This is a genomic window from Streptomyces sp. NPDC090798, from assembly GCF_044768965.1.
GTDB lineage: Bacteria > Actinomycetota > Actinomycetes > Streptomycetales > Streptomycetaceae > Streptomyces.
In genome coordinates this window covers 45,152-58,959 of record NZ_JBIVXA010000021.1, presented here as the reverse complement: position 1 = coordinate 58,959, position 13,808 = coordinate 45,152, and the positions used below count along the sequence as shown (strand labels likewise).

At 70.1% G+C, this 13,808-nt stretch carries 11 protein-coding genes; all 11 read left to right on the top strand.

Annotated elements, in window-relative coordinates:
* Positions 1–204 precede the first annotated feature (204 nt).
* The 11 genes from ACIQTP_RS35150 to ACIQTP_RS35100 all read left to right on the top strand — a co-directional run bounded on the left by ACIQTP_RS35150 (position 205) and on the right by ACIQTP_RS35100 (position 13,799).
* On the top strand, positions 205–1,542 hold the full coding sequence (locus ACIQTP_RS35150; RefSeq protein ID WP_403407631.1) for an OFA family MFS transporter: 1,338 nt from the start codon (positions 205–207) through the stop codon (positions 1,540–1,542).
* Entirely contained in the window at positions 1,508–1,681 is a 174-nt protein-coding gene (locus ACIQTP_RS35145) for a hypothetical protein (RefSeq protein ID WP_403407630.1), read from the top strand. The genes ACIQTP_RS35150 and ACIQTP_RS35145 overlap by 35 nt, the downstream gene beginning before the upstream one ends.
* A gap of 181 nt (positions 1,682–1,862) precedes the next feature.
* On the top strand, positions 1,863–2,810 hold the full coding sequence (locus ACIQTP_RS35140; RefSeq protein ID WP_402045087.1) for a beta-ketoacyl-ACP synthase III: 948 nt from the start codon (positions 1,863–1,865) through the stop codon (positions 2,808–2,810).
* Positions 2,811–2,960: 150 nt separating this feature from the next.
* Positions 2,961–3,635, top strand: a complete 675-nt coding sequence (locus ACIQTP_RS35135; RefSeq protein WP_095851607.1) for a GntR family transcriptional regulator — start codon at positions 2,961–2,963, stop codon at positions 3,633–3,635.
* 256 nt (positions 3,636–3,891) lie between these two features.
* Complete coding sequence (locus ACIQTP_RS35130) at positions 3,892–5,073, top strand: ROK family transcriptional regulator (RefSeq protein ID WP_190168110.1); 1,182 nt, start codon at positions 3,892–3,894, stop codon at positions 5,071–5,073.
* 202 nt (positions 5,074–5,275) lie between these two features.
* Positions 5,276–6,793, top strand: coding sequence for a sugar ABC transporter ATP-binding protein (locus ACIQTP_RS35125; RefSeq protein WP_403407627.1), 1,518 nt, complete (start codon positions 5,276–5,278; stop codon positions 6,791–6,793).
* Entirely contained in the window at positions 6,790–7,812 is a 1,023-nt protein-coding gene (locus ACIQTP_RS35120; RefSeq protein ID WP_403407625.1) for an ABC transporter permease, read from the top strand. The genes ACIQTP_RS35125 and ACIQTP_RS35120 overlap by 4 nt, the downstream gene beginning before the upstream one ends.
* Before the next feature lie 42 nt (positions 7,813–7,854).
* Positions 7,855–8,913, top strand: a complete 1,059-nt coding sequence (locus ACIQTP_RS35115; RefSeq protein ID WP_403407623.1) for a substrate-binding domain-containing protein — start codon at positions 7,855–7,857, stop codon at positions 8,911–8,913.
* Between the two features lie 52 nt (positions 8,914–8,965).
* Positions 8,966–10,195 carry a Gfo/Idh/MocA family protein gene (locus tag ACIQTP_RS35110; protein WP_403407621.1) on the top strand — a complete coding sequence of 410 codons (1,230 nt, stop codon included), beginning with the start codon at positions 8,966–8,968 and terminating at the stop codon, positions 10,193–10,195.
* 14 nt (positions 10,196–10,209) lie between these two features.
* The gene (locus tag ACIQTP_RS35105; RefSeq protein ID WP_403407620.1) at positions 10,210–11,214 is read left to right on the top strand and encodes a sugar phosphate isomerase/epimerase family protein; all 1,005 of its coding nucleotides are present in this window, start codon (positions 10,210–10,212) and stop codon (positions 11,212–11,214) included.
* Positions 11,215–11,294: 80 nt separating this feature from the next.
* Positions 11,295–13,799 (top strand): PQQ-dependent sugar dehydrogenase, encoded by a 2,505-nt coding sequence (locus ACIQTP_RS35100; protein ID WP_403407619.1) that lies wholly within the window; start codon positions 11,295–11,297, stop codon positions 13,797–13,799.
* Positions 13,800–13,808: the final 9 nt, after the last annotated feature.

Here is a 13,808-nt window from a genome sequence, read left to right as displayed (position 1 = left end):
CGAGGAACTGCCGAACTCTGTCGACGAAATATTGTCTACAGTATGGAACTTGGAGCGGCAAGGCTTCGCGCAGCACCTCGACGGGCCACCGTGAGAGGCCGGCCGACCGTTCGTCGCGCGATGGATACCGCTCACCGCATACCGTCGACGAGTTGGTGTCGGACGGCTTCACAACCGGGCAACCGCTTCCTATCGTCCGGGATCATGAGTCCCCCTGTCGCGCCACCCGGCTGGAGCCGCTGGCTCGTCCCGCCCGCCGCACTCTCCGTCCACCTGTCCATCGGCCAGGCATACGCCTGGAGCGTCTTCAAGCCGCCGCTCGAATCCGCGCTCGGCCTCAGCGGGACCCAGAGCGCGCTGCCCTTCCAGCTCGGCATCGTCATGCTCGGACTGTCCGCAGCGTTCGGCGGCACCCTCGTCGAGCGCAACGGACCGCGCTGGGCGATGACCGTCGCCCTGGTCTGCTTCTCCACCGGCTTCCTGATCGCCTCGCTCGGCGCCGCCACCGAGCAGTACTGGCTGATCGTGTTCGGCTACGGCTTCGTCGGCGGGATCGGCCTCGGCATCGGCTACATCTCACCCGTCTCGACTCTGATCAAGTGGTTCCCGGACCGGCCCGGCATGGCCACCGGCATCGCGATCATGGGCTTCGGCGGCGGTGCGCTCATCGCCTCGCCGTGGTCCGCGCAGATGCTGAAGTCCTTCGGTTCCGACTCCTCCGGTATCGCGCTCGCCTTCCTCGTGCACGGGCTGTCGTACGCCGTCTTCATGACGCTCGGCGTCCTGCTGGTGCGGGTGCCGCGCGGCGACAAGCCTCCGGTGAAGACCGGACCCGCGCCGCTCGACGGGGTGCAGGTGTCCGCGAACAGCGCCGTGCGCACCCCGCAGTTCTGGTGCCTGTGGGTCGTGCTCTGCATGAACGTGACCGCGGGCATCGGCATCCTGGAGAAAGCCGCCCCGATGATCACCGACTTCTTCGCGGACACCTCCACCCCGGTGTCGGTCTCCGCCGCCGCGGGCTTCGTGGCGCTGCTCTCGGCCGCGAACATGGCGGGCCGGATCGGCTGGTCGTCCACGTCCGACCTGATCGGCCGCAAGAACATCTACCGCGTCTACCTCGGCGTGGGCGCGGTCATGTATCTGCTGATCTCGCAGTTCGGGGACTCCTCCAAGCCCCTGTTCATCGTCTGCGCCCTGGTGATCCTCTCCTTCTACGGCGGCGGCTTCGCGACGATTCCCGCGTATCTGAAGGACCTCTTCGGCACCTACCAGGTCGGCGCCATCCACGGCCGGCTGCTCACCGCCTGGTCCACGGCCGGCGTCCTCGGTCCGCTGATCGTCAACTGGATCGCGGACCGGCAGAAGGAGGCGGGCAAGCACGGCGCGCAGCTGTACGACACCTCGTTCCTGATCATGATCGGGCTGCTGGTCGTCGGGTTCGTCGCCAATGAGCTGGTGCGACCCGTCCACACCCGCCACCACATCCCCGCCCCGAGGGAGGCCGCCGATGACGACTCCGTCCAGCCCCAGCAGTCCGCCTGACCTCCCCCACTCTCGGCTTCGCTCGAGCGGGGGGACCCCCATTCCGCTGATCGCCTTCGCCTGGCTGTGGGTGGGGGCGCCGCTCTGCTACGGCCTGTACGAGCTCGTCCTGAAGGCCAAACAGCTGTTCACGGGATAGGGCCGCGCCGTACGGACTGAGGCGCCGGGCGTGTGTACGGACGTTGGCAGAGCGTCCGAAGGTCTGACAGAAGCCGACAAGCCTGACGCCGCTTTCCTGTGGCAACACCTGCCGTCGTACCCGCGAGTCACTGATCAGACTGGAGGATCCCCCTACCCAAGGCAATGAGGGAGACCCCCCAATGAACGGCTCACGCATCGCGGCCGTCGGCCACTACCAGCCCGCCAAGGTACTCACCAACGAGGACCTGGCGGGCCTGGTCGACACCAGTGACGAGTGGATCACGAGCCGGGTGGGCATCCGTACGCGCCACATCGCCGGTCCCGACGAGCCCGTCGACGAGCTCGCCGCGCACGCCGCGGCCAAGGCGCTCGCGGCGGCGGGTCTGACCTCGGCCGACATCGACCTGGTGCTGGTCGCGACCTCCACGGCGATCGACCGCTCCCCGAACATGGCCGCCCGGGTGGCCGCCCGCCTCGGCGTGCCCTCCCCGGCCGCGATGGACGTCAACGTGGTCTGCGCGGGCTTCACGCACGCGCTCGCCACCGCCGACCACGCCGTGCGCGCGGGGGCGGCGACCCGCGCCCTCGTCATCGGCGCGGACAAGATGTCGGAGGTCACGGACTGGAGCGACCGTACGACCTGTGTCCTGGTAGGGGACGGGGCGGGGGCCGCGGTGGTCGAGGCAGCCGTCCCCGGCACAGAGCCCGGGATCGGGCCGGTGCTGTGGGGATCGGTGCCCGAGATGGGGAACGCCGTGCGCATCGAGGGCACGCCCCCGCGGTTCGCGCAGGAGGGGCAGAGTGTCTACCGCTGGGCGACGACCCGGCTCCCGGCGATCGCCCGGCAGGCCTGCGAGCGGTCCGGGCTCGCGCCCGAGGACCTCGCCGCGGTCGTCCTGCACCAGGCGAACCTGCGCATCATCGAACCCCTCGCCGCGAAGATCGGCGCAGTGAACGCCGTCGTCGCGCGCGATGTCGTCGACTCCGGGAACACCTCCGCCGCCAGCATCCCGATCGCCTTCTCCAAGCTCGTCGAACGCGGCGAGATCAGCACTGGCGACCCGGTCCTCCTCTTCGGCTTCGGCGGCAACCTCTCCTACGCGGGACAGGTCGTCCGCTGTCCCTGACGTGCGCGGACCACCGAGTGTGACGCGTCCGACTCTCCGCGGGTCTGGCCATGGTGCGCCGTAGACTGTAGACGAAAGACAATCGATACTGTCTTTTGACACGTGCTTTCCGGTGACTGTGACGGGATGGCTCGGCAGGAGGGGACCGCGATGTTGTCGACAGGACTGCCGCCGGGGGCGGTGCCCAAACTCGAACGGCCCGGCCCGCTGCGCGACCGCGTCTACGAGGCGCTGCTCGAACTCATCACGACCCGTGCCCTCCAGCCGGGCCAGCACCTGGTCGAGAGCGAGCTCGCCGGGCATCTCGGCGTCTCCCGGCAGCCGGTCCGCGAGGCGCTCCAGCGGCTGAACACGGAGGGGTGGGTCGATCTTCGGCCCGCCCAGGGCGCCTTCGTGCACGAGCCGACCGAGGAGGAGGCCGACCAGCTCCTCACGGTCCGTACGCTGCTGGAGGCCGAGGCCGCCCGGCTCGCCGCCGCCAACGCGGGCACCGCCGGCATCACCGCGCTCGAGGAACTGTGCGCCGAGGGCGAGCGCGCGGTCGCCGCCGACGACGTGGACGGCGCGGTCGCGATGAACGCCCGCTTCCACGCGAAGGTCATGGAGCTCGCAGGCAACACGGTCCTCGCCGAGCTGGCCGCCCAGGTCGACCGCCGGGTCCGCTGGTACTACACCCCGGTCGCCCGGCAGCGCGGCCACCAGTCCTGGATCGAGCACCGCGACCTCATCGCGGCCATCGCCGCCCGCGACGAACCCCGCGCCACCCAGGTCATGCGCGCCCACACGGAGCACACGCGCAAGACGTACCACGAGCGCGAGAAGTAGCCCACCGAGAAGTGGCCCACCGAGAAGTGGCCTGAGGAGTAACCCACCTCATTCGTGCGCTCCCCCTGTGACCCGGACGGGCTACGTCCGGGTCTCTCTTTGTCCACTCAGTGGAGAAAGTTGACGGCAATGTCTGCGCAACTTCTTCCCAGTCCCGGCAGCCGCTGCTACGTTCCCATCGAAAGCAAGCCACAGGGATGTGGCCAAAACCCTTTGGACACTGGCCGATTGAGGCGGGGAGGGGCTCGTGAGACGCATGACGGCACGACCCGCGAACGCGCACCAGGCGCGACTGCTGCGCCTGCTGCGCGACGGCGGCCCCAACTCCCGGGCCCAGCTGGGCGATCAGGTCGACCTCTCCCGGTCGAAGCTGGCCGTCGAGGTGGAACGGCTCCTGGAGACCGGGCTCGTGGTCGCCGACGGCCTCGCCGCATCCCGTGGCGGGCGTCGCTCCCACAACATCCGGCTTGCCCCGGCGCTGCGCTTCCTCGGCGTCGACATCGGGGCCACCTCGATCGACGTGGCCGTCACCAACGCGGAGCTGGAGGTCCTGGGGCACATCAACCAGCCCATGGACGTCCGCGAGGGACCGGTCGCCGTCTTCGAGCAAGTCCTTTCCATGGCGGCCAAGTTGAGGTCATCGGGGCTGGCGGAGGAATTCGACGGCGCCGGGATCGGCGTCCCGGGTCCGGTCCGCTTCCCCGAGGGCGTTCCGGTCGCACCGCCGATCATGCCCGGCTGGGACGGCTTCCCGGTCCGCGAGGCACTCAGCCAGGACCTGGGCTGCCCCGTCATGGTCGACAACGACGTGAACCTGATGGCCATGGGGGAACAGCACGCGGGCGTAGCACGCTCCGTGGGCGACTTCCTCTGCGTCAAGATCGGCACCGGCATCGGCTGCGGCATCGTCGTCGGCGGTGAGGTCTACCGCGGTACGACGGGCAGCGCCGGCGACATCGGGCATATCCAGGCCGTGCCCGACGGGCGTCCGTGCGCCTGCGGCAACCGGGGCTGCCTGGAGGCCCACTTCAGCGGGGCCGCGCTCGCCCGGGACGCCACGGAGGCCGCCCAGCAGGGGCTTTCGGCGGAGCTTGCCGCGCGGCTGGAGGCGGCGGGCACGCTGAGCGCCGTCGACGTCGCCGCCGCGGCCGCCGCGGGCGACGCCACCGCCCTCGGGCTGATCCGCGAGGGCGGCAACCGCACGGGGCAGGTCATCGCCGGCCTCGTCTCGTTCTTCAACCCGGGCCTGGTGGTGATCGGCGGCGGTGTCACCGGCCTCGGCCACACGCTGCTCGCCGCGATCCGCACCCAGGTGTACCGCCAGTCGCTGCCGCTGGCGACCGGCAACCTACCCATCGTGCTGGGGGAGTTGGGACCGACCGCCGGGGTCATCGGCGCGGCCCGGCTGATCAGCGACCACTTGTTCTCGCCCGCGTAACCCTGCCAGAGCCGCACGAAGCACTCCCGTCAGAGCCGCACGAAGCACTCCTGCCAGAGCCGCACCAGAGGTCATCTCACCAGAGGTCACCTCACCAAAGCACCCCACCCGTACAGCGCCCTGCTCTGCCCTGCCCGAAAACGCCCGCTCCGCGGACGCACCGCCCTGAAACCGGCCCGCACGCCCGCCAAGGGGAACCGTCATGGCACCAGAACCACCGCTGCTCACCATGTCCGGCATCACCAAGTCGTTCCCCGGAGTCCGGGCCCTCGACGGCGTCGACCTCGACGTCCAGGCCGGCGAGGTCCACTGTCTGCTCGGCCAGAACGGGGCCGGAAAGTCCACCCTCATCAAGGTCCTGGCCGGCGCCCACCAGCCCGACGGCGGCACCATCGGCTGGCGCGGCGAACCCGTCACGCTCCGCTCCCCGATCGCCGCCATGCGCCTCGGCATCGCCACCATCTACCAGGAACTGGACCTGGTGGAGGGCCTGTCGGTGGCCGAGAACGTTCACCTCGGGCATGAACCCACCGCCGCCGGTTTCGTCGTACGGGGAAAGGCGGCCAAGGCGTCAACGGCGAGGCTGCTACGCCGACTCGGCCATCCGGAGATCGACCCGGCGCGTCTCGTCGGTGAGCTGTCGGCCGCCCAGCAGCAGATCGTCTCGATGGCGCGGGCACTCTCCCACGACGTACGCCTCATCGTCATGGACGAACCGTCCGCCGCCCTCGACCCCGACGAGGTCGACAACCTCTTCCGTATCGTCGGCGACCTCACCGCGGACGGCGTCGCCGTCGTCTACATCTCGCACCGGCTGGAGGAGATCCGCCGCATCGGCGACCGGGTGACCGTACTGAAGGACGGCCGCGCGGTGGCGGGCGGGCTGCCCGCGAAGTCCACCCCGACGCGCGAGGTCGTGGCGCTCATGACGGGCCGCGACGTCGAGTACGTCTTCCCGGAACGGCCCACGCGGCAGCCCACGTCCGAGCCGGTGCTCAGAGTCCAAGGACTCGCACGCGCGGGCGAGTTCGAGCCCCTCGACCTCGAACTGCGCCCCGGCGAGATCGTCGGCCTGGCCGGGCTCGTCGGCTCCGGGCGCTCCGAGATCCTGGAGACGATCTACGGGGCCCGCAAGCCGACGGCTGGTCAAGTCAGCGTAGATGGACGGGCGTTGCGGACCGGCAGCGTACGCGCCGCCGTCCGCGCCGGACTCGGACTCGCGCCCGAGGAGCGCAAGGCACAGGCCCTGCTGATGCTGGAGTCCGTCACCCGCAATGTGTCCGTGTCCTCCATGTCCCGCTTCTCACGTGGGGGTTGGATCGACCGGAGTGCCGAGCGAGGCGCCGCGCGGGCCGCGACACGTGAGCTGTCGCTGCGCCCCGACAACCCGTCCGTCCCGATCCGGACGCTGTCCGGCGGCAACCAGCAGAAGGCCGTCCTGGCCCGCTGGCTGCTGCGCGGCTGCCGCGTCCTGCTGCTCGACGAACCCACCCGCGGTGTCGACGTCGGCGCCCGCGCCGAGCTGTACGCGGTCATCCGCCGCCTCGCCGACGAAGGCCTCGCGGTCCTGCTCGTGTCGAGCGAGGTGCCCGAAGTGCTGGGACTCGCCGACCGCGTGCTGGTGCTCAGGGAGGGCCGCGTCGTGCACACGGCGGCCGCCCAGGAACTCGACGAACACCGCGTACTCGACCTTGTCATGGAAGGAAGCCCGGCGTCATGACGCAGCCCGTGTCCCCGCCCCGGGGCAGCACCGACAAGGTGCCGCCGATGGGCGAACCCCCCGCGTGGCGGACCCTCGCGGCCCGCGCCGACGTCCGCACCCTCTCGCTGCTCGGCGTGCTCGTCGCCCTGATCGTCATCGGCGGCATCACCAAGCCCGACGAGTTCCTCGACACCCGCAACCTCCAACTCGTCCTCACCCAGGCCTCGGTGATCGGCGTCGTCACCGTCGGCATGACCTTCGTCATCACCTCCGGCGGCATCGACCTGTCGGTCGGCGCGATCGTCGCGCTGTCCTCGGTGTGGGCCACGACGGTCGCCACCCAGGAGTACGGCTTCGCGGGCATCCTCTTCACCGCGGTGCTCGTCGGCGTGGGCTGCGGCCTGGTCAACGGCCTGCTCATCGCGTACGGCGGGATGGTCCCGTTCATCGCGACGCTCGCCATGCTCGCCTCGGCCCGCGGCCTTGCCCTCCAGATCACCGACGGCAAGACCCAGATCGTCACCATCGACGGGATCCTGAAGCTCGGCGAACGCGACTCGTACGTCCTCGGCATCCCGCCGCTGGTACTGGTCTTCGCCGTCGTCACGATCATCGGCTGGCTGATTCTCAACCGCACCACCTTCGGCCGCCGCACGGTCGCCGTAGGCGGCAACGCGGAGGCGGCCCGGCTCGCCGGCATCGACGTGCGACGCCAGCGGCTGTACCTCTACCTGCTCTCCGGACTGTGCTGCGGCATCGCCGCCTTCCTGCTGATCATCCTGTCCGGCTCCGGCCAGAACACCAACGGCAACCTGTACGAACTCGACGCCATCGCGGCCGCGATCATCGGCGGGACCCTGCTCAGCGGGGGCCGCGGCACCATCACCGGCTCGGTGCTCGGTGTCCTGATCTTCACCACGATCACCAACATCTTCGCGCTGAACAACCTGCAGAGCGACGTCCAGCAGATCGCCAAGGGCGCGATCATCGTCGCCGCGGTCCTGGTCCAGCGGCGCACGGCAGCAAGCAGCACCTGACACGGGAGCAAGCAGCACCTGACACGGGAAGGGCCCACCGCCATGCCAGAATCCACGAGCTCCACCAGCTTCACGAGCCGCAGAGGACTCCTGTTCGGGACCGCCGCCGCCTCGGCCGGCGCCCTCCTGGTCGGCTGCACCAGCAACGACACCAAGGACGAGACGACGGCCGCGGACAGCCGGCCGGCCGCCGACGACAAGCCCGGCAAGCACGTCACCATCGGCTTCGCGGGTCCGCAGGCCGACCACGGCTGGCTCAACGCGATCAACGACAACGCCAAGAGCCGCGCCAAGAAGTACTCGGACGTGACACTGGAGATCACCGAGGGCTCCAACGACACGGCCGCGCAGATCGGCCAGATCGAGACACTGATCAACAAGAAGGTCGACGTTCTGGTGGTGCTGCCCGCCGACGGCAAGGCACTCACCCAGGTCGGCCTGAAGGCGATGCGTGCGGGCATCCCGGTGGTCAACCTCGACCGGATCTTCAACACCCCGCAGGCGTACCGCTGTTGGATCGGCGGCGACAACTACGGCATGGGCCTCAGCGCGGGCCACTACATCGGCGAGAAGCTGAAGGACAAGCAGGACGCCAAGGTCATCGAACTCGCCGGGCTCGACAACCTGGAACTCACCAAGCAGCGCACCCAGGGCTTCGACGCGGCCCTGAAGAACTACCCCAACATCAAGAAGGTCGCCCGTCAGGCCGCCGACTTCACCGTCGAGTCCGGTCAGGCCAAGATGGCCCAACTCCTGCAGGCCCAGTCGAAGTTCGATGCCCTGTGGAACCACGACGACGACCAGGGCGTGGGCGCCCTGCGTGCCATCAAGCAGGCCGGGCGCGAGGACTTCCTGATGGTCGGCGGCGCGGGCGCGCTCTCCGCCTTCCAGGCCATCCAGGCCGACAACAGCGTCCTGAAGGCCACCGTCCTCTACCCGCCGACCATGGCAGCCTCCGCGATCGACCTCGCTCGCGCGCTCGGCCAGGGCAAGGCGATCGGGGGGCTCGCCGAGTTCGAGGTCCCGGTCTCGCTCACGCTCTACTCGGCCGTCGTCGACAAGGACAACGTCGGCCAGTACATGGCCACCGGCTTCAGGTGATCCGCCCCGCTCACACCCCCCACAGCGTCACGACGACGAGGAGGACATCCGTATGGGACAGCCGCACCAGGGCGAGGCAGCCGGGGCGAACGCGGGCAAGCCGACGCTTGGCGTGGGCATGGTCGGTTACGCCTTCATGGGCGCCGCCCACTCCCAGGGCTGGCGCACCGTGGGCCGCGTCTTCGACCTGCCGCTCAGCCCGGTCCTCGCCGCCGTCTGCGGCCGGGACGCGAGCGCGGTGCGGGCCATGGCCGACCGGCACGGCTGGGCGGCGGCCGAGACCGACTGGCGGGCCCTGATCGCCCGGGACGACGTCGACCTCGTCGACATCTGCACCCCCGGCGACAGCCACGCCGAGATCGCCCTCGCCGCCCTGGCCGCCGGCAAACACGTACTGTGCGAGAAGCCCCTCGCGAACACGGTCGAGGAGGCGGAGGCGATGACACAGGCCGCCGAGGCCGCCTTCGCCCGCGGTCAGATGTCCATGGTCGGCTTCAACTACCGCCGAATTCCCGCGACTTCACTCGCCCGGAAAATGGTCGCCGAGGGGCGGCTCGGAGCCCTGCGGCACGCGCGGGTGACGTACCTTCAGGACTGGCTGGTGGACCAGGAGTTCCCGCTCACCTGGCGACTGCGCAGGGAGCTCGCTGGATCGGGAGCGCTCGGCGACCTCGGCGCCCACATCGTCGACCTCGCCCAGTACCTGGCGGGCGAGCCGGTCGTCGGGGTCTCCGCGCTCACCGAGACGTTCGTACGGGAGCGCCCGCTGCCCGCCGGAGCGTCGAGCGGGCTGTCCGCCGTATCGGAGACGAGCCCGCGGGCAGGTGGCGTCGGCACGGTCACCGTCGACGACGCCGCGCTCTTCACCGGCCGCTTCGCCTCCGGCGCCCTCGCCTCCTTCGAGGCGTCCCGCTTCGCGACCGGGCGCAAGAACTCCCTGCGCATCGAACTCAACGGCGAGCGCGGCTCGCTCGCCTTCGACCTGGAACGGCTCAACGAGCTCTCGTACCACGACCACACCGAGCCCGGCACGCACGCGGGCTTCCGCCGGATCCTCGTCACCGAGCCCGACCACCCCTACTTGGACGCCTGGTGGCCGCCGGGCCACGGCCTCGGCTACGAGCACACCTTCACCCACCAGGCCCGCGACCTGGTGCGGGCCATCGCCGCGGGCCGGCGCCCCGAACCGTCCTTCGCCGACGGGCTGCGCGTGCAGCGCGTCCTCGCGGCGGTGGAGGAGAGCGCCGAGAAGAACTCCGTCTACACACCCATCGCGGTCTGAGGAGGCCCCCGGACATGCCGCGCACCTTCACACTCTTCACCGGCCAGTGGGCCGACCTGCCCCTCGAAGAGGTCTGCCGCCTCGCCCGCGACTTCGGCTACGACGGCCTCGAACTCGCCTGCTGGGGCGACCACTTCGAGGTCGACAAGGCGCTCGCGGACCCCTCGTACATCGACTCCCGGCACGCGCTCCTCGACAAGTACGGCCTCAAGTGCTGGGCGATCTCCAACCACCTGGTCGGCCAGGCCGTCTGCGACGCCATCATCGACGAGCGGCACCAGGCGATCCTGCCCGCCCGGATCTGGGGCGACGGCGAACCCGAGGGCGTACGGCAGCGGGCCGCCGCCGAGATCGCCGACACCGCGCGCGCCGCGGCGGCCTTCGGCGTCGACACGGTCGTAGGCTTCACCGGCTCGGCGATCTGGCACCTGGTCGCGATGTTCCCGCCCGCCCCCGAGTCGATGATCGCGCGCGGCTACGAGGACTTCGCGACGCGCTGGAACCCCATCCTGGACGTCTTCGACGCACAGGGCGTGCGGTTCGCGCACGAGGTCCACCCGAGCGAGATCGCCTACGACTACTGGACGACACAGCTCGCGCTCAAGGCAGTCGACCACCGACCGGCGTTCGGACTGAACTTCGACCCCTCGCACTTCGTCTGGCAGGACCTGGACCCGGTCGGCTTCCTCTACGACTTCCGCGACCGCATCTACCACGTCGACTGCAAGGAAGCCCGCAAGCGGCTCGACGGCCGAGGCGGCCGCCTCGGCTCGCACCTGCCCTGGGGCGATCCCCGGCGCGGCTGGGACTTCGTGTCGGCCGGGCACGGCGACGTCCCCTGGGAGGACGTCTTCCGCATGCTCCGCTCCATCGACTACACGGGCCCCATCTCGGTCGAGTGGGAGGACGCCGGCATGGACCGGCTCCAGGGCGCACCCGAGGCCCTGACCCGTCTCAAGGCGTACGACTTCGAGCCGCCGTCGGCATCCTTCGACGCGGCGTTCGGCGGCAACGACTGACTTCTCCTGTGTCTCCGGGGTGACGGCGCACCCCGGCGCAAGCACCCGCTCGTACAACCGGCCCCTTTCTGGAGGCATTCGTGCACGGGAAAGACCGCGCCACCCGCACCGACAGAACCCAGACACACAGACAACGCCCCGTATTCCGCCGAGCGCTCGCCCTGCTGAGCGGCGCGCTGCTCGCGGCCGCCTCGCTCACCCTCAGCGCACCCCCGGCCGGCGCAGCCGTCGCCGACCCGGGGAACACCGCGGCGGCGGAGGACTTCCAGCAGGTCACCCTCGCCAAGGGCGAGCCCGAGGTCGGCGAGCCGATGTCACTCGCCGTGCTCCCCGACCGCTCGGTCCTGCACACCTCGCGCGACGGCGAACTCCGCCTCACCGACGCGGCCGGAAACACCAGGATCGCGGGCAAACTCGACGTCTACACACACGACGAGGAAGGCCTGCAAGGCGTCGGCATAGACCCGGGCTTCGCCGACAACCGCTTCATCTACCTCTACTACGCGCCGCCGCTGAACACCCCGGCGGGCGACGCCCCCGAGACGGGCACGGCGGCCGACTTCGCACCCTTCGACGGCGTCAACCGTCTCTCCCGCTTCGTCCTCAAGACGGACGGCACCCTCGACACCGCCAGCGAGAAGAACGTCCTGGAGGTCAAGACCACCCGCGGCATCTGCTGCCACGTCGGCGGCGACATCGACTTCGACGCGGCGGGCAACCTGTACCTGTCGACCGGGGACGACTCCAACCCCTTCCAGTCCGACGGGTTCACGCCCATCGACGAGCGCCCCGACCGCAACCCGGTCTTCGACGCCCAGCGCTCGGCCGGCAACACCAACGACCTGCGCGGCAAGATCCTGCGCATCAAGGTGAACGCCGACGGCTCGTACTCCATCCCCGACGGCAACCTCTTCCCGCCCGGCACGGACAAGACGCGCCCCGAGATCTACGCGATGGGCTTCCGCAACCCGTTCCGCTTCAGCGTCGACAAGGCGACGGGCATCGTCTACGTCGGTGACTACGGCCCCGACGCGGGCGCGGCCGACCCGGCGCGTGGCCCCGGCGGCCAGGTCGAGTTCGCCCGCGTCACCGGACCCGGCAACTTCGGCTGGCCGTACTGCACGGGCAAGAACGACGCCTACGTGGACTACGACTTCGCGACGAAGACCTCCGGCGCCGCCTTCGACTGCAATGCCCCGAAGAACACCTCCCCGCACAACACGGGACTGACGGACCTGCCCCCGGCCCAGCCCGCCTGGATCCCCTACGACGGCGCTTCCGTCCCGGAGTTCGGCAGCGGCTCGGAGTCCCCGATGGGCGGCCCGGTCTACCACTACGACGCCTCGCTCGACTCACCCGTGAAGTTCCCGCAGGCGTACGACGGGAACTTCTTCGCCGGAGAGTTCGGCCGCCGCTGGATCAAGTGGATCGCCAGCGATTCCTCCGGCACGGTGCAGTCCATCAACTCCGTTCCATGGACCGGCACGCAGGTGATGGACATGGCGTTCGGACCGGACGGCGCCCTGTACGTCCTCGACTACGGCACCGCCTGGTTCGGCGGCGACGAGAACTCGGGCCTCTACCGCATCGAGAACGCCACCGACGGCCACTCGCCCGTCGCACAGGCCGCGGCCGACCGCACCTCGGGGCAGGCCTCGCTCAAGGTCAAGTTCTCCTCGGCCGGTTCGTCCGACGCGGACGGCGACGCCCTCACCTACAGCTGGGACTTCGGCGACGGCGGTACGTCGACGGCGGCGAACCCTTCGCACACGTACAAGACGAACGGCACCTACACGGCGACGGTGACCGCCAAGGACGCGACCGGCCGCACCGGCGGCGCGAGCGTGCAGATCGTGGTCGGCAACACCGCACCCAAGGTTGTGATCGAACAACCGCGTGACGGTCAGCTGTTCAGCTTCGGTGACCCCGTGCCGTTCAAGGTGAAGGTCACCGACCCCGAGGACGGCCGCGCGATCGACTGCGCCAAGGTGAAGGTCACCTTCATCCTCGGCCACGACAGCCACGGCCACCCGCTCACCTCGGCGAACGGCTGCTCCGGCACCCTCCAGACCAGCGCCGACGGCGGCCACGACCAGGACGCCAACATCTTCGGAGTGCTCGACGCCGAGTACACCGACGGCGGAGGTGGCGGCCAGGCCCCGCTGACCACCCACGACCAGAACGTGCTCCAGCCCAGGCACCGCCAGGCCGAGCACTACGGCAAGGCCTCCGGCATCACCGTCCAGCCGAAGACCACCGCGCACGGCGGCAAGACCGTCGGCGACATCAACAGCGGCGACTGGATCTCCTTCACGCCCTACTCCCTGAGCGACGCCAAGAAGATCACGGCGCGCGTGTCCTCCGCCGGCGCGGGCGGCACCCTCGAGATCCGCGCGGGCTCCCCGACCGGCCGCACGCTGGGCCGGGCGACCGTACCGGTGACGGGCGGCTGGGACACCTTCCAGGACGTCAGCGCCGATCTCGCGCACGCCCCGCGCGGCACCACCACGCTCTATCTCGTCTTCAAGGGAAGCGGCACCGGAGCGCTCTACGACGTGGACGACTTCACCTTCACGACGAGCTGACGGGGGGTG

Excerpts from the sequence above, each read along its gene's own strand:
- ACIQTP_RS35110 (WP_403407621.1), top strand. The coding sequence starts at position 8,966 with ATGGGACAGCCGCACCAGGGCGAGGCAGCCGGGGCGAACGCGGGCAAG.
- ACIQTP_RS35105 (WP_403407620.1), top strand. The coding sequence starts at position 10,210 with ATGCCGCGCACCTTCACACTCTTCACCGGCCAGTGGGCCGACCTGCCC.
- ACIQTP_RS35140 (WP_402045087.1), top strand. The coding sequence starts at position 1,863 with ATGAACGGCTCACGCATCGCGGCCGTCGGCCACTACCAGCCCGCCAAG.
- ACIQTP_RS35115 (WP_403407623.1), top strand. The coding sequence starts at position 7,855 with ATGCCAGAATCCACGAGCTCCACCAGCTTCACGAGCCGCAGAGGACTC.
- ACIQTP_RS35145 (WP_403407630.1), top strand. The coding sequence starts at position 1,508 with ATGACGACTCCGTCCAGCCCCAGCAGTCCGCCTGACCTCCCCCACTCT.
- ACIQTP_RS35130 (WP_190168110.1), top strand. The coding sequence starts at position 3,892 with ATGACGGCACGACCCGCGAACGCGCACCAGGCGCGACTGCTGCGCCTG.
- ACIQTP_RS35120 (WP_403407625.1), top strand. The coding sequence starts at position 6,790 with ATGACGCAGCCCGTGTCCCCGCCCCGGGGCAGCACCGACAAGGTGCCG.
- ACIQTP_RS35125 (WP_403407627.1), top strand. The coding sequence starts at position 5,276 with ATGGCACCAGAACCACCGCTGCTCACCATGTCCGGCATCACCAAGTCG.
- ACIQTP_RS35135 (WP_095851607.1), top strand. The coding sequence starts at position 2,961 with ATGTTGTCGACAGGACTGCCGCCGGGGGCGGTGCCCAAACTCGAACGG.
- ACIQTP_RS35150 (WP_403407631.1), top strand. The coding sequence starts at position 205 with ATGAGTCCCCCTGTCGCGCCACCCGGCTGGAGCCGCTGGCTCGTCCCG.